The organism is Thalassolituus pacificus (assembly GCF_025318105.1).
GTDB lineage: Bacteria > Pseudomonadota > Gammaproteobacteria > Pseudomonadales > Oceanobacteraceae > Venatoribacter > Venatoribacter pacificus.
Window position 1 is genome coordinate 277,909 of sequence record NZ_JAOANI010000014.1, and the last position, 16,585, is coordinate 294,493.

15 protein-coding genes are annotated in these 16,585 nt (G+C 42.9%); all 15 read left to right on the forward strand.

The genetic code is table 11. The features are described from left to right. Window positions 1-6: 6 nt before the first annotated feature. The 15 genes from NYR02_RS06000 (at window position 7) to NYR02_RS06070 (ending at window position 16,431) form a co-directional block, all read left to right on the forward strand. Window positions 7-501, forward strand: a complete 495-nt coding sequence (locus tag NYR02_RS06000) for a transcription termination/antitermination NusG family protein (protein WP_260975473.1) — start codon at window positions 7-9, stop codon at window positions 499-501. Window positions 502-694: 193 nt separating this feature from the next. Then, window positions 695-1,582, forward strand: coding sequence for a UTP--glucose-1-phosphate uridylyltransferase GalU (galU, locus tag NYR02_RS06005; RefSeq protein WP_270049513.1), 888 nt, complete (start codon window positions 695-697; stop codon window positions 1,580-1,582). 220 nt (window positions 1,583-1,802) lie between these two features. Beyond that, window positions 1,803-2,969 carry a nucleotide sugar dehydrogenase gene (locus NYR02_RS06010; RefSeq protein ID WP_260975474.1) on the forward strand — a complete coding sequence of 389 codons (1,167 nt, stop codon included), beginning with the start codon at window positions 1,803-1,805 and terminating at the stop codon, window positions 2,967-2,969. A gap of 71 nt (window positions 2,970-3,040) precedes the next feature. Then, the gene (locus NYR02_RS06015; protein WP_260975475.1) at window positions 3,041-4,312 is read left to right on the forward strand and encodes a flippase; all 1,272 of its coding nucleotides are present in this window, start codon (window positions 3,041-3,043) and stop codon (window positions 4,310-4,312) included. A gap of 1 nt (window position 4,313) precedes the next feature. Further along, window positions 4,314-6,206, forward strand: coding sequence for an asparagine synthase (glutamine-hydrolyzing) (gene asnB, locus NYR02_RS06020; protein WP_260975476.1), 1,893 nt, complete (start codon window positions 4,314-4,316; stop codon window positions 6,204-6,206). A gap of 13 nt (window positions 6,207-6,219) precedes the next feature. Next, window positions 6,220-7,323 (forward strand): glycosyltransferase family 4 protein, encoded by a 1,104-nt coding sequence (locus NYR02_RS06025; protein ID WP_260975477.1) that lies wholly within the window; start codon window positions 6,220-6,222, stop codon window positions 7,321-7,323. Between the two features lie 7 nt (window positions 7,324-7,330). After that, the gene (locus tag NYR02_RS06030) at window positions 7,331-8,554 is read left to right on the forward strand and encodes a hypothetical protein (protein WP_260975478.1); all 1,224 of its coding nucleotides are present in this window, start codon (window positions 7,331-7,333) and stop codon (window positions 8,552-8,554) included. Further along, window positions 8,538-9,650 carry a glycosyltransferase gene (locus NYR02_RS06035; protein WP_260975479.1) on the forward strand — a complete coding sequence of 371 codons (1,113 nt, stop codon included), beginning with the start codon at window positions 8,538-8,540 and terminating at the stop codon, window positions 9,648-9,650. The genes NYR02_RS06030 and NYR02_RS06035 overlap by 17 nt, the downstream gene beginning before the upstream one ends. Then, entirely contained in the window at window positions 9,643-10,677 is a 1,035-nt protein-coding gene (locus NYR02_RS06040) for a polysaccharide biosynthesis protein (RefSeq protein ID WP_260975480.1), read from the forward strand. The genes NYR02_RS06035 and NYR02_RS06040 overlap by 8 nt, the downstream gene beginning before the upstream one ends. Window positions 10,678-10,680: 3 nt before the next feature. Further along, window positions 10,681-11,799, forward strand: a complete 1,119-nt coding sequence (gene wbjC / locus NYR02_RS06045) for a UDP-2-acetamido-2,6-beta-L-arabino-hexul-4-ose reductase (protein ID WP_260975481.1) — start codon at window positions 10,681-10,683, stop codon at window positions 11,797-11,799. An 18-nt stretch (window positions 11,800-11,817) separates the two neighbouring features. After that, a complete protein-coding gene (wecB, locus tag NYR02_RS06050; RefSeq protein ID WP_260975482.1) occupies window positions 11,818-12,960 on the forward strand; it encodes a non-hydrolyzing UDP-N-acetylglucosamine 2-epimerase in 1,143 nt (380 codons plus the stop codon). Next, a complete protein-coding gene (locus tag NYR02_RS06055) occupies window positions 12,945-14,111 on the forward strand; it encodes a glycosyltransferase (protein WP_260975483.1) in 1,167 nt (388 codons plus the stop codon). Before wecB ends, NYR02_RS06055 begins: the two co-directional genes overlap by 16 nt. A gap of 16 nt (window positions 14,112-14,127) precedes the next feature. Further along, window positions 14,128-14,739, forward strand: coding sequence for a sugar transferase (locus tag NYR02_RS06060; RefSeq protein WP_260975484.1), 612 nt, complete (start codon window positions 14,128-14,130; stop codon window positions 14,737-14,739). Further along, the gene (locus NYR02_RS19405; RefSeq protein ID WP_270049514.1) at window positions 14,720-15,235 is read left to right on the forward strand and encodes an acyltransferase; all 516 of its coding nucleotides are present in this window, start codon (window positions 14,720-14,722) and stop codon (window positions 15,233-15,235) included. Before NYR02_RS06060 ends, NYR02_RS19405 begins: the two co-directional genes overlap by 20 nt. Window positions 15,236-15,258: 23 nt before the next feature. Further along, window positions 15,259-16,431 (forward strand): DegT/DnrJ/EryC1/StrS family aminotransferase, encoded by a 1,173-nt coding sequence (locus NYR02_RS06070; protein WP_260975485.1) that lies wholly within the window; start codon window positions 15,259-15,261, stop codon window positions 16,429-16,431. Window positions 16,432-16,585: the final 154 nt, after the last annotated feature.

The following is a 16,585-nucleotide window of genomic DNA, read 5'->3' on the forward strand; positions in this document are numbered from 1 at the left end:
AATAACATGGATGTGGTATCTCAATGGTACGTTGTTCTGACCCGGCCCCGGCAAGAACAACGGGCTCTGGAGCATCTTGAGCAGCAGGGGGCGCATGTCTTTTTACCTCTTTTTCAACGCGAATGTGTTATGCAAGGCAAACGGGTGCTTCGTCAGGAGGCGCTGTTTCCTGGATATCTCTTTCTGAAATCAGTCCCGGAAAATCCACTTCTCAGCAAAGTGCGCTCAACGCTGGGCGCGCGTGGTTTGCTGTATTTCGGATCGCAACCTGCCGTTGTAAACACTTTACTGGTTGATGACTTGCAGCGACGTACCGCTTGCAATGAAAATGATGCCCTATATACAAAAGGGCAAAGAGTTGCATTAAGCAGTGGACCCTTTAAACACTATGAAGCCATCTTCCAAGAGTATGATGGTGCAGAGAGAGCGGTAATCTTACTTTCTCTGCTGGGCCAGCAGAGCGAATTGCTTGTGGAATTGAGCGAGCTGGCACTGGCCTGAAAAAATTGGCCAAAATGAAAATTAAGAGCAGCGATGCGATATCAGGGAACATTCGCGAATAACCTTCGGGCGGCAGCGTGTCTGAACGTTGGGCAGAAGTTTTTGCAGGTTTATTGGAACCGATGACACCCATGATGAATGTTGAACGCAAACGAATTAAAACCTAAGGAGAGGGCCCGGCCCGGATTTAATTATGATAAAGGTCACTAAAGCAGTAATTCCCGTAGCGGGTCTTGGAACCCGTATGCTGCCAGCCAGCAAAGCCATTCCCAAAGAAATGCTGACATTGGCCGATAAACCACTGATTCAGTACGTGGTTAATGAATGCGCAGCTGCGGGTATCACTGAAATTATTCTGGTAACCCATTCATCGAAGAATGCGATCGAAAATCACTTTGATACCTCCTTTGAGTTGGAATCGACCCTGGAAGCACGGGTAAAACGCCAGTTACTGGATGAAGTTCGCTCTATCACACCAAAAGGTGTAACCATCATGCATATTCGCCAGGGACAGGCCAAAGGTCTTGGTCATGCGGTGCTCTGTGCCAAGCCATTGATTGGCGACTCTCCTTTTGCCGTGGTGCTGCCAGATGTATTGATTGATGATGCCAGTGCCAATCTGGAGCAGGAAAACCTTGCTGCAATGATTCGCGAGTATGAAACCACAGGTGCCAGCCAGATTCTGGTCGAAGCCGTTGCACAGCAAGACGTCGACAAATACGGCATTGTTGATATATCAGGAGCGGATATTAAGCCTGGCGAAAGCGCTCCGATCTCAACGATCGTCGAAAAGCCAGCTGTAAAAGAAGCACCCTCCAATCTGGCGGTCGTAGGTCGTTATGTATTACCTGCCGATATCTGGGATATTCTTGCGCATACTGCACCAGGTGCAGGGGATGAGATTCAGCTGACCGATGCCATTTTTACTTTAATGAAAAAAAATTCAGTCAATGCTTTTTATATGACGGGTAAGTCACATGATTGCGGCGGTAAGCTGGGCTATATGAAAGCCTTTGTGGAATACAGCATGCGCCATGAAAAAGAAGGCAAAGCCTTCAGTGAGTGGATTAAAACCCTTTAATTAGCCGTAAAAATTTGTAGGAGCGGCCGTTGCCATTGAAGGCGTGAATGCCGGATTTTTAGCAGCAAGGCCGATGTCTGCGCAAGTTTTCATAAATCGTAGGAGCGGGCCATGCCCGCGAAAGTCCGTTTCAGCGGACCAATCAATCAACAGAAATCATCACTCTCTCTGAATAAACAATATTTTTGTCGCGATCAGTGAGAGCTAGCAAGGAACCAATATGAAAATCGCCATTGCCGGAACCGGTTACGTCGGTCTTTCCAATGCCATGTTACTGGCACAACATAACGAAGTGGTCGCGGTTGATATTATTGCCGAAAAAGTCGAGATGCTTAATAACAAGCAATCTCCCATCGTAGATACCGAAATAGAAGATTTTCTGCAGAACAAACAACTCAATTTCCGCGCCACATTAAATAAAGAAGAAGCCTACGCCGGTGCAGAGTTTGTCATTATTGCAACACCAACTGACTACGATCCACAAACGAACTATTTCAATACCAAAAGTGTTGAGTCAGTTATTAAAGATGTAATGGCAATTAACCCTGCAGCAGTCATGGTGATTAAATCTACCATTCCTGTGGGTTATACCAAGCGACTTAAAGAAGAATTCGGCTGTGAAAACCTCATTTTTTCTCCGGAATTTCTGCGCGAAGGCAAAGCGCTGTACGATAACCTGTACCCATCACGGATTATTGTTGGTGAGCAAAGCAAGCGCGCAGAGACCTTTGCAGGCCTGCTGAAGCAAGGCGCGATAAAACAAGATATTCAGGTTTTATTTACCGACAGCACCGAAGCAGAAGCAGTAAAGCTTTTTTCCAATACCTATCTGGCACTGCGCGTGGCCTACTTCAACGAACTCGACACCTATGCCGAAACCCACGGACTGGATGCCAAGCAGATTATCCAAGGTGTTGGCCTCGACCCGCGTATTGGCAACCACTACAACAATCCTTCCTTTGGTTACGGTGGTTACTGCCTACCGAAAGATACCAAACAGCTGCTGGCCAACTTTGATGATGTACCCAATAACATTATCCGCGCCATTGTAGACTCCAATACCACCCGTAAAGACTTTGTGGCCGACTCTATTCTGCGCCGTAATCCGAAAGTGGTTGGCATTTATCGTCTGGTAATGAAAACCGGCTCAGACAACTTCCGCGCCTCAGCTATTCAGGGCGTAATGAAGCGTATTAAAGCCAAGGGCATCGAAGTGGTGGTGTATGAGCCTGTACTGGAAGAAGAAGAATTCTTCCACTCGCGGGTGATCAATAATCTTGAAGAGTTTAAGAAAATTTCTGATGTGATTGTTGCCAACCGGCCATCCGCCGAGCTGGAAGATGTGGCGGGTAAAGTATATACCCGTGATTTGTTTGGTAGCGATTAATGAATATTGTTAGTATTTGCTACGGATTGCTATGTACTGTTATTACTGGATATTACAACAAAGGGTATTAAATGCTTGGTAATAGTAAACAGAAGTGGTTGTCTGTAAAGCATCGGAGGTTGCTGTCAAATATATTATCTCTCGGCACAATGCAAATTGTTGGCTATATTTTGCCACTTTTAACTGTTCCATACTTAGTTCGAGTTTTAGGTGTTGAAAAATTTGGTCTCCTGGCTTTTGCAACAGCTTTAAATATGTATTTCTTGATGCTAAGTGATTATGGATTCAATTTAACTGCCACAAAGCAGATATCAGATGCTCGGGATGATAAAGGGAAGTATAGTGATATTTTTATTGAAGTTCTGGGTGTAAAGTTAATACTAGTAGTTTTTTGTTTTTTTGTTTTGCTAAGTGTAGCTTCTTTTGTAGATTTCTTTGAGCAATACAGATTTATTTGGTTTCTAGGCTTTGGGATGGTTCTGGGACAGGCGCTTTTTCCAGTTTGGTTTTTTCAGGGAATGGAGGCCATGAAGCACATCGCTATAATCAATCTTATATCAAAAGGACTGTTCACATTAATAATATTTGTTATTGTCAATGAACCAAAAGATTATTGGCTTGTACCTGCGCTGACATCTCTGGGTTATGTATTTTCCGGGTTCTACGGGCTTGTGTTCGCAATCAATAATTATGATATCAAGCTGAAGTGGCCTAGCGCAAAAGGCATGAAGTTTCAGATTTCTGATGGTTGGCATGTGTTTCTGAGTAGGGTATATGTTAATTTGTACACGACGACAAATATAGTTATTCTAGGAGCTATGACAAATAATGTCATGGTTGGTTATTATAGTATCGCAGAGAAAATACTTCAGGCATTCAGTGGTCTATTAAGCCCGGTAACTTATGCGTTCTATCCATATCTTGCAAATTTATATCAAAATTCTAGAAAGTATTTCTATATGGTTTTTGCCAGACTAAATATGACTCTGCTGGTCTTGTCTATAACTTTTGCTTTAGTTGTATATTTATATTCGCAAGAGATTGTATGGCTTCTTTCTGGTGGTTTTAATGACAATATAATAGAGGTGCTTTCTGTTTTATGTGTTGCCATGGTAGTTGCACCGTTTGGTTCTTCATTTACAAATGCTTTATTAATTTTAGGTGATTCTAAAGGTGTGTCTTTAGTTGTTTTTTATACAATGCTATTAAATATGATAATAGTTTTTCCTATGATTTATTATTTTGAGGCTGTTGGTTTGGCATATACATGGGTTGTAGGTCAGATTTTTCATGTAATTATTTATTCATGCCGCTACTTTGTTGTTCGTCAAAGGGGGGCATAAGATGTGTGGAATTGTTGGTTTTATAGATTTTAGTAATAAATCCAGTTTGAATTTGTTGAAAGGGATGACGGATAGCTTAGTGCATCGTGGCCCTGATGATTCGGGGTATTGCTTTAAAGTTATGCCATACGGTCAGGTGGGTCTTGGCCATAGGCGGTTATCTATACTTGATTTATCGTCACATGGCCATCAGCCAATGTCGCTTGATCACATAACGATTGTATATAATGGAGAGGTTTACAATTTTAAAGAAATAAGATGCCGATTAGAAGAGCTGGGCTATTTATTTTCATCTGATTCTGATACCGAAGTTATATTAAAGGCTTATCATAATTGGGGTTTAGATGCTATTAAGTATTTTAATGGTATGTATGCCATGGCAATATTTGATGAAGTTGATTGCTCGCTTATTCTGATTCGAGATCGTTTAGGTGTTAAACCTCTTTACTGGTACTATGAAAACGGACTATTTATATTTGGCAGTGAGTTGAGAAGTTTTCATTTGCATCCGGGCTTCACTAAAAAAATATGTACAAGTGGTGTGTCGTTATATTTTGAACATGGTTATATACCTCAGCCAAATACAATATTTGAGAATACTAGGAAGTTGAAGGCTGGACAAATTTTAAAGTTGGATCTGAATTCAAGTGATATTAATATTAGTGAGTATTGGAGTGTAAGAGATCACTTTGAAAAGCCCAAGTTTGAAATATCAGAGCAGGAGGCCGTTGATGAAACAGAAAAGCTGATAAAGTCCTCTTGTCAGTACCGAATGATATCGGATGTCCCAGTTGGGATTTTCCTGAGTGGGGGGTATGATTCAACTGCTGTAACAGCTTTAATTCAAAGCGGACGTACCGAAAAAGTTAAAACATTCTCTATAGGATTTGAAAATAAAAAGTATAATGAGGCTGATTTTGCAAAGACAGTTGCGAGTCATTTAGGAACGGATCATTTTGAGTACTATTGTACAAAGAATGATATTTTAAGGCTTGTACCAACTCTCGTCGAAGTCTGGGATGAGCCAATTTCGGATAATTCAACAATACCAACGCTCTTGGTAAGCCAGTTAGCTAAGTCGAGCGTTAGTGTTGCATTGAGTGCTGATGGTGGGGATGAGGTTTTTTCTGGTTATGAGCGATATACTCAGTCTCTACAGTATTATAATAATATCAATAGGGTTATGCCGAGTAGGTTTTTATCTAAGGCATTGCAATGTGTACGACCAGAAAAAATCGGAATCGATAATGTATTGCAAAACTTTTCTGGAAGGTATCACTACTTGATGTCAATTCTCTCATCTCGTAGCCCACAAGAAATTATGCGAGAGACAGGTAGGTTGTTTAAAAAGGGGGAGATTCAACAGTTATTAAATAAAAAGACATTTGGCCTAAACTCAGATGAATTGCATCTGAATTTTGATAGCTTGTCTCCTTTAGAAGAGATGCAGATATTTGATTTTAACTCATATCTTCCCGATGATATTTTGGCCAAGGTTGATAGGGCAACTATGTCTGTTGGTTTGGAAGGGCGGGAACCTCTTTTAGATTATCATCTAGTTGAATTCGGAGCTAGGTTGCCATTGCATTTAAAAGTTAGAAACGGTCAAAAGAAATACGTGCTTAAGCAAGTCGTGCACAGATATGTTCCGCAACAAATAATGGATCGTCCAAAGAAAGGATTTAGTGTTCCTATTTATGATTGGCTGAATAATGAATTGAGAGATTATTTAGAGGTGTATCTAGACCGGGCGACTCTTGAGCAGCAAGGGATTCTTAATTCTGAATATGTTCATTGGCTTAAGGAAAGGTTCATTGCGGGGCATTCCTATTATGCACCAAAGCTATGGGGTATCATTGTGTTTCAGATGTGGTATCGCAGATGGATGTCATAATCGGAGTAGTATTATGCCGCAGTCATTAATATATGTGTCAAACTCAGTTCTACCATCTAAATTTGCAAATAGTGTTCATGTGATGAAAATGTGTAATGCATTTTCTTTGAATGGCTTTGATGTGACTCTCATTGGAAAAAGTATTTCATCTAAGTTTAATAAGTTTTCCTTATTTAATGTTTATGATGTTGATCCAATATTTCAGATAAAACTCTTCAATGTGTTAAGGTTGCCTCTTTCGTCAGTTTTTATTAGTCTCTTTGTTATTCCTTTCTGGATTGTGTTGAATAGGAGGCAGGATTCAATTGTTTACTCAAGAAATAGGCATGCTTCATTTATATTAAGCGTGCTGGGTGTTTGTCATTATTATGAAATGCACGGCATCTCTGCAAATTATATTCAGGATAAATTGGACAGGTTTATTTGTGGTTCAAGAGCATTGACTAGACTTGTTGTTATTTCTGAATCATTGGCTCATGACATTAAAGATTCATTTGACCTTAAGCATGATAAGTTAGTTGTCGCGCATGATGGTGCTGACATATATGACTTAGATTCTATTGAGACTTTACGGCTTAATGGAAATTTCAAGTATAATGTAGGTTATGTAGGTAGTTTATTACCTGGTAAGGGAGTTGGCTTGTTATGCGATGCTGCATTAGATTTGCATGATATTGGATTTCATATTGTAGGGGGGGCTAGAGTTGAAGTCGATGAGTTTAAGGAGAATTATAAGTTTCAGAATAATATCTTCTTTTATGGATTTGTGTCGCATGAAAGTACTAAAAAATATTTAAAGGCCTTTGATGTTGTAGTTTTACCGAATGAGAAAAATGTAACCACAGCTAATGGGGAGGATATTGGCAAGTATACGTCGCCGTTGAAGATGTTTGAGTATTTGGCTTTTGATAAAAAAATTATAGCTTCTGATTTGCCTGTTCTCAGGGAGGTGCTGCAGGGTGATTACTGCTTTTATTTTAAGGCTGGCGATAGTAAGGATTTGGCCTCGGTTATTCGGACTACAAAAAATACTAAACCTGCGAAGTCAGGGAGAATACTTGTCCGTCATAAGTATTCTTGGCTCTCTCGTGCTAAATTAGTTTTGGGTATTGAGTGAAGCTTTTATGGGTATATTGCTGTTCTTTTTTCTAGTGTCATTCAAATTCAAGTCTGGAGTTGATTTAGTCATTTTGTCAGGTCTGCTATTCACAATTGTTGCCCTTTATATTAGGCGTGGTTTTTTTGTTATATCAGGCTCTATAGTTATTAATTTTATTATACTATATGTTTTTTTTGTCCTTTCATTGATTGTAACTACTTTAAATGGAATGGCTTCAGTTGAATATTTACTGTTTACCTTTAAGTTTTTGCTATTGGCATTCTTCTCTTATATGGTTGTGTTAGTTTATTTTGAACTATATGGGAGGGGTGTTATTTATAGGGTTGTTCATGATATCTATTGGTCTCTGGTAGTTCATGCGGCTATTATTGTTTTAATGTTTGTCTCACCGACTATAAAGTTATTTGTATATGAATATAGCTCTGTTTCAGATTTAATGTTTACAGATGTAGGGCGGTACAGAATTGCTGGCTTCTCTGGTGGCGGCTCTGCTTTGCTGAGCTTTTTTCAATCAATTGCAATTGGTCTTTCTGTATACTTAATTCGTTACGGGAAATGCTCGTCTTGGATGTTGCTTTTTGCTAATGTGACTGTGATCCTCTCGGTTTTCTTGACTGGTCGTGTTGGTCTTTTGGTTGTTGTATTTTTTTATGGATATTATTTCTTGTATCTGAAATATCAGGTCTTCTTTATTTTATTGTTATTTACATTGTTTATGGTTTTCTTATCTAGTGGTGATGTGAATAATTCTCCTATCTATCTGGTTTATGATAGGGTTCTTGCTGAGTTTGGCCTCTCTGAAAAAATAAGTCAGTCATCTTCAACATTGGAGGCTTTATTTACGATGCTGCACTTCCCTCCTGAGATGGAGTCACTGAATAATTTTCTTTTTGGCACAACGTCTGCGGGTAGGACGGAGGGATTATGGCTCAATGCGGATATAGGATATATGAAGAATTGGTATATGTCAGGTGTGATTGGTCTGTTTTTTATTATTTTCTATTATTTTTGGTTGTTGTATTTACTCTGTAAAAGCGTGCGACTGACTGATGATGGGCGTTTTATAAAAAATCTTTCTCTTTTGGTTATCATTATGACGTTAATTATGAATTTTAAAGAGGATGTGCTTGCGGCAAGACACTTGTACTCTATGATTATGATTCTTGTATTCTTGGTATATACTAGTTATTTGAAGATGTATTGGGTTGAACATGAAAATATTGTTTAATTGTTCAGTGAATGTTGTTGGTGGCGCAATACAGAATTCCGCAAATTTTATAAAATACGCGTTTGCTGATTCTCAGTGTGAGTGCTTTTTTTTGGTCTCTCATCAAGTGTTCTCTGTCTTAACTGCATGGGGGATTGCTGGAAATAATATAGTTTTAGTAGATTCTCCTGCTCGGAGTATGCATTCCAGAAAAGTAGCTTTAGATCTCGAACGTTTTTTCCAACCTGATATCGTGTATACAATGGCAGGTCCGACATATATTAATTTCAAATCTCCACATGTTATGGGAATTAGCGATCCTTATATAACACATGCGGATTTTTTATCGCTTAGATTGAATCGTTCATTTGTTGAGGCTCTTCGCTTTGGCGTTGTGGAGTTTCTTAAAGGTGTTCATGCTCGATTGCATGCGGATTTCTTTCTGTTTCAAACAGAGAGTTCACGATTTGGCTTCTGTAAAAGATACATGTTGCCCAAAGAGAGGACTTCCTTATTGCAGAATGCAATAGGTGAAGCCTTTTTACATTCAAGTGTTCGTAAGGAGTCGGTTTGTTGGAATCAGGTCAAAATATTTGTTCCTTCAGCTTATTATTCACATAAAAATCTCGAAATAATTTTTGAATTAGTATCGATTTTAAGTTCTAGAGAAAGTATTAACTTTGAGTTTGTTACTACGGCCCAATCAGATAGTAATTTTGTCAAATGTTTAGAGGGGTTTCCGCTGCGTTCGCACATTTGCAATGTAGGGCCTTATTCATACGCTAATGCTCGTGAATTGTATGAGAGTATAGATGTTGTTTTTATTCCAAGCATTTTGGAGACTTTTTCTACGAGTTATCTTGAGGCTATGGCTATGGCAAAGCCTCTGGTTGTTGCCGATAGAGATTTTTCGAGAGAGGTGTGTGGAACTTATGCGAATTACTATTCTCCGCTCTCCGCAGAGTCTGCAGCAGATGCATTGTGTAAATCTATCTCATCTGTAATTGATGATGCTGAAAGAGAGCGCGTTCTGAATAATTATGGAGATCAATTTCAACGATTTAATAGAGCAATGTCCATTTTGAAGGATGTTGTAAGTAAGGGTGGTTATGTTTAAGCAAAAAATATTGATGATAACTGGTGGAACTGGTTCATTCGGCAATGCTGTTCTTAAAAGCTTTCTGGATACCGATATCGCTGAAATCCGTATTTTCAGCCGCGACGAAAAAAAACAGGATGATATGCGTAAAAAATACGTGAATCCTAAGCTGAAGTTCTATATCGGTGATGTGCGTGATTATCAGGCAGTGCTGAATGCGACCCGTGGTGTGGATTACATTTTTCATTCGGCGGCATTAAAGCAGGTGCCATCGTGTGAGTTTCACCCGATGGAAGCGGTGAAAACCAACGTGCTGGGTACTGAAAACGTGCTGGAAGCCGCCATTCAGAACGGAGTGCAGCGCGTGGTATGTTTAAGCACCGATAAAGCGGTTTACCCCATTAATGCGATGGGTATTTCCAAGGCGATGATGGAAAAGGTCATGGTGGCCAAGTCACGTAACGTAGACCCCACCAAAACCGTTATTTGTGGTACCCGTTACGGTAACGTTATGGCGTCTCGTGGTTCGGTGATTCCGCTGTTTGTTGACCAGATGCGTGCCAATAAGCCGCTGACCATTACCGATCCGAACATGACCCGCTTTATGATGACGCTGGCCGATGCTGTAGATCTGGTTTTGTACGCATTCGAGCACGGTAATAACGGCGATATGTTTGTGCAAAAAGCCCCTGCAGCGACGGTAGAGGTGCTTGCGCAGGCATTGTCTGATTTATTGGGCAAGCCCGGATACCCCATTGACGTCATCGGTACCCGTCATGGCGAGAAACTTTATGAAGCACTGTTAAGCCGTGAAGAAATGGTCTGCGCCGAAGATCTGGGTGGTTATTACCGCGTTCCACCTGATCTGCGAGATCTGAACTATGGCAAGTTTGTGGAGCAGGGTGAGCAGGAAATTTCTCAGGCTGAAGATTACAACTCGCACAATACCCAGCGCCTGGATCTGGCGGGCATGCAGCAACTGCTGCTAAAGCTGGAGTTCATTCGTGAACTGCGCGATGGTCGTTACGTAGACCCCGAGGATTGAGCCATGCGTGTATTGGTAACCGGTGCCGACGGTTTTATTGGTAAAAATCTTTTGGTGCACCTGGTTGAACGTAAAGAAATTGAAGTCGTTCGTTTTACCCGCGAACATACCGAGGCTGAATTGCCAGCCATGCTGGCGGGTGTGGATTTTGTGTTTCACTTTGCTGGTATTAACCGCCCGCAAGACCCGGCAGAGTTTACCACGGGTAATTCGGGCTTAAGCCAACAGTTGGCAAAGGCTATGCTGGCAACGGGGTGCAAAGCACCGGTTGTGTATACCTCTTCCATTCAGGCTGAATTGGATAACTCTTACGGTATTTCTAAGCGGGCGGCGGAAAATGCTTTGCTGGCACTGCGCGAGCTGGGGATACCCGTTTCGGTATTCCGCTTGCCGAATGTGTTTGGTAAATGGGCCAGACCCAACTACAACTCCGCTGTGGCCACTTTTTGCCATAACATTGTGAACGATTTACCTATTCAGATTAATGACCCGGCAGCGGTAGTTAATTTGGTGTACGTCGATGATGTGATCGAGCATTTTCTGGCACTGCTGGATGCTCAACACACGGGCGAAGCCTTCGAAACCGTACAGCCTGTGTACCAAATTACTGTGGGTGAATTGGCCGAGCAGTTGTATCGCTTCCGCGATAGCCGCCAAAGTTTAATTACTGAGCGCGTGGGTACTGGGTTGGTTCGGGCCTTGTATTCCACTTACCTCAGCTATGTGCCGAAAGAGCGCTTTACTTACGAGGTGCCTAAATACGGTGATCCGCGTGGTGTTTTTGTAGAAATGCTGAAAACTCCGGATGCCGGTCAGTTTTCTTACTTCACGGCGCACCCTGGTATTACCCGTGGCGGACATTACCACCACACCAAAACTGAGAAGTTTTTGGTAATTAAAGGCAAGGCCAGCTTTAAATTCCGCCATATGCACACCGGTGAGTTTTACGAGCTGGAAACCACCGGCGAAAAGCCAGAAATTGTGGAGACCATGCCAGGCTGGACACACGACATTACCAACATTGGTGATGATGAAATGATTGTTATGCTGTGGGCAAATGAAATTTTTGATCGGGAAAAGCCGGACACCTACGCTTGCCCGTTAACGCCTGCTGCTCCGTAAATACTTGGGTACTTTGTTATGACAACCGCTGTTAAGAAATTAAAAATAATGACCGTGGTGGGAACCCGCCCGGAAATTATCCGTTTGTCGCGCGTAATGGCCAAACTGGATGAACACTGCGAGCACATTCTGGTGCATACCGGCCAGAACTATGATTACGAACTGAACGAGATTTTCTTTCAGGATTTAGGTATCCGTAAGCCAGACCACTTTTTAAGTGCCGCGGGTAGTACCGGTGCGGAAACCATTGGCAATGTGATTATTAAGGTTGACCAGGTTCTGGCCGAGGTTAAACCCGAAGCTGTACTGGTATTGGGCGACACCAATAGCTGTATGGCCGTACTGCCAGCCAAACGCCGTAAGATTCCGACCTTCCACATGGAAGCGGGTAACCGTTGCTTTGATATGCGCGTACCGGAAGAGATCAACCGCCGTATTGTTGACCATACCGCCGATATCAATATGAGCTACAGCACCATCGCACGGGATTATCTGGTGGCAGAAGGGTTACCGCCTGACCGCATTATTAAAACCGGCAGTCCGATGTTCGAGGTGCTGAATTATTACCGTGAAGGTATTGAAGCTTCTACTGTGTTGGAACGACTGAACCTGAAAGAAGGGCAGTTCTTTGTGGTGAGTGCGCACCGTGAAGAAAACGTCGATTCTGACAAAAACTTTATGAAACTGGTGGATGTGCTGGACACCGTTGCTGCGCATTACAACTTGCCGGTGATTGTTTCTACCCACCCACGTACCCAAAAGCGCGTTGATACCATGGGTGTTACTTTCCACCCGAATGTGCAACTGCTGAAGCCGCTGGGCTTTAAAGACTACAACAAGCTGCAGTTAAGCGCGAAAGCGGTATTGTCTGATAGCGGTACCATCAACGAAGAATCGTCCATTCTGAACTTCCCCGCTCTGAATATCCGTGAAGCTCATGAGCGCCCGGAAGGTATGGAAGAAACGGCCGCGATGATGGCAGGCCTGGAAGTGGAACGTGTGATGCAGGGGCTGGCCATTCTGGAAACACAAAGCCGTGGCGAGCTGCGTGATTTACGCTTAGTGGCTGATTACAGCATGCCCAATGTGGCCGACAAAGTAGTTCGCATTATTCACAGTTACCGTGATTACGTAATGCGAACAGTGTGGAAGCAGTATTGATGGCAAAAAAGACGGATTTAGCCATCGTCAATCGCGGCTTTTGGCCCCATGATCAAGTTATTGGTGAGGGGTTGCTTCAATTCGCGGAAAAGGCTTCGGAGCAACATCGTGTGTGTGTGATCACTCAAACCGCAACCGATCTCTCTGCACAGCTGGCAACTGCTAGCCGTGGGACTGGACTTAGCATTCGGGCGTGTAAGGCCTATACGACATCTGCCAGTGGAGTGCTGAAACGAATTTCTGAAGCGTTGTTCTTTATGGGGTTTACGTTTGTCAGTCTGATTCGTTCCAAACCTGCCAATGTGTATGTCGCCACTAATCCACCGGTGGTAGTGCCATTTATAGTGGCACTCTACTGCCGGTTATTTGGTGCCCGGTATGTGTATCACCTGCAGGATATTCACCCTGAAGCAGCAGAGATTATTATTCCGCTTAATCGGTTATTACTGCGGATTCTTAAAGCAGTTGATAATTATACGCTCCGACATGCGGCTGCCATTGTTACGTTATCGGAAGATATGAAGGTTTATATTCGGCAACGTAGCGATACCTCAAGCCCTATATTGTTGCTGGATAATCCGTCTTTCTCTGTTACGCCCGTGCCAGCGGAAGAACGGTCTAAAGACATTGTTTACTGCGGTAATGCCGGTAGGTTGCAGCGTATACCTTTGCTGATGTCTGCTATTCGTGCTTACTTGCAGCAAGGTGGCAAGCTACGGTTTACCTTTGCCGGTGGTGGTGTTCATGCTCCTGACATTCAGGCGTTGGCCAATGCCTATGAGCAGGTAGATTACCTTGGTGTGTTACCAGCTACCGAGGCAGCTGAGTTGGTCAATGAACACCGTTGGGCATTGCTGCCAATCGATGATGAGGTTACTAAGTACGCTTTTCCCAGTAAGTCTTCTGGTTATGCGCTTTCTGGCGCCGGTGTACTGGCGGTGTGTGGCGAGCAAACCAGTGTAGCTCGTTGGGTTAAGCAGGAACAGGTCGGTATCGTCTGTCAGCCTGATCATGATGAGTTGGTTAAGTGCTTCTTTATGTTAGAAGAAATTGACGCCAGGGATTTTGCGCTGCGCGATGAAGTACGTAAGCGTTTACAGATTTCATATTTTGCCCAGAAATTGAGGGATATCTCCCTTGACCTTCAATGAACTTCAGGTTTTATAAATGATGAAACGCTTTTTTGATATTTTTTCTTCTTCCTTTGGCTTGCTGATTTTATTACCAGTTATTGCAATTGTCGCTTGGAAAATCCGTAAAAATCTCGGCACACCAGTTTTGTTTAAGCAAGTACGCCCTGGAAAAGATGGTAAGCCCTTTGAGATGATTAAATTCCGTTCTATGCGTGATGCGGTTGATGCGGAAGGTAACTTGTTGCCCGATTCCGAGCGCTTAACACATTTTGGTCATTGGTTACGTTCAACCAGCCTGGATGAACTGCCTGAGCTGTGGAATGTACTTAAAGGTGATATGAGTTTGGTGGGCCCGCGTCCGCTGCTAATGGAATACTTGCCACTCTACAATTCAGCACAATACCGTCGCCATGAATTACGCCCCGGAGTTACTGGCTGGGCACAGGTCAATGGCCGGAATTCAATCAGTTGGGAAGAAAAGTTTAAGCTGGATGTCTGGTATGTGGATAATCAGTCGATTTGGTTAGATATCAGAATTTTATTTCTGACGGTTAAAAAAGTACTAATCCGTGATGGTATCAGTGCCGCTGGAGAAGTCACAACATTTCCATTTACAGGTAACCGCGATGAAAGCAAAGATTTATGACCAAGCAAAGATCGTTAATATAGATCGACTAACTATTGGAGACTACTCTCAGGTTGATGATTTTGTTTTTCTAAATGCTGGTGAAAGAACTGAAATAGGTCGATTTGTGCATATCGCATCTTTTTGCAGCGTTGTGGGAGGAGGTGAGTTTATTATGGAAGACTTTTCTGGTTTGAGCGCTGGCTGTCGGATCGTAACTGGTAGTGACGACTTTTTAGGGGGGGGAATGACCAACCCAACAGTACCTAGTAAATACACAAATGTTAAGAAATCAAAGGTTCACATAGGTAAACATGTAATAGTAGGTACAAATACGATTATTCTGCCTGGTGTAAAGATTGGTGAGGGTGCGGCGATTGGTGCTGGTGTGGTTGTAAGGAAGGATCTTCTACCGTGGACTATTTATGCCGGTGCTGACTGTAAGGCAGTAAAAGATAGGCCTAAAGATAAAATTTTACGTTTTGAAAATGACCTACTGAAAGACTTAAAAATATAGCCCCTCTTTTGTTTAGGTAGTTTATGTTGAACACTCCTTTTTCTCCCTGGCCTTCGTTTACTCAAGAAGAGGCTGATGCGATATCCCGTACGTTACTGTCTAATAAGGTGAATTATTGGACCGGCTCCGAATGTCGTGAATTCGAGAAAGAATTTGCGGCTTATTTTGGTAGTGAATATGCCATTGCGTTAGGTAACGGTACATTAGCGCTGGATGTTGCGTTTAAAGCGCTGAATATCGGTGCCGGTGATGAGGTGGTGGTTAGTTCACGTACCTTTTTGGCATCCGTATCCAGTATTGTACTGGCGGGTGCAGTGCCGGTGTTTGCCGATGTAGACCGTGACTCGCAAAATATCACTGCAGAGTCTGTTAAAGCCGTACTGACATCACGAACCAAAGCCATTGTATGCGTCCATCTGGCAGGCTGGCCCTGTGATATGGACAGTATTATGGCTCTGGCTGAAGAGACGGGTCTGTATGTAATTGAAGACTGTGCTCAGGCTCATGGTGCTTTGTATAAAGGTAAACCGATAGGTTCTTTTGGGCATATCGGAGCCTGGTCGTTCTGTCAGGATAAAATTATGACCACCGGTGGCGAGGGTGGCATGGTAACGACCAATGACCAGGAATTATGGGCGAAAATGTGGTCATTTAAAGATCATGGTAAAAGCTGGGAAGCGGTTTATGAGCGCGAGCACCCGCCAGGTTTCCGCTGGCTGCATGAAAGCTTTGGCACTAACTGGCGTATGACTGAATTACAGGCTGTGATTGGGCGAATTCAATTGCAGCGCATGCCGGAGTGGACACGTATCCGTAATAGTAACTGTGCTCAAATCTGGGAAGCCGCGCGCGAATGTGCCGGGTTGCGTGTGCCGGTAGTGCCAGCTGATATTCAGCATGCAGCTTATAAATGTTATGTGTTTGTGCAGCCTGAAGCGCTGAAAGAAGGCTGGAGCCGTGACCGGATCATGGAAGAAATTAATGCACGGGGAGTACCTTGTTTTTCTGGTTCCTGCTCAGAGGTGTACCTGGAAAAAGCTTTTGATAATACCGGCTTCCGTCCTGCTCAGCGTTTACCTGTAGCTAAAGAGATGGGTGAAACCAGTCTGATGTTTTTAGTGCATCCAACCTTAACGAAAGCTGAGATTGATAAAACCTGTGCAGTGCTGCGCGAAGTGATGGAGCTTGCGGTGTAATAATGGAGGTATGTGCGCTATTGGCTGACTATCGCGGCCATGGGCCGCTCTTACAACGGTTACCGTAACCTTGAGTGGTTATTGATGATGGTGGGCATCGCGGCAGAAATGCCGCTCCTACTTTTTCATCGTGGTAGCAATGCCGCTTCTATAA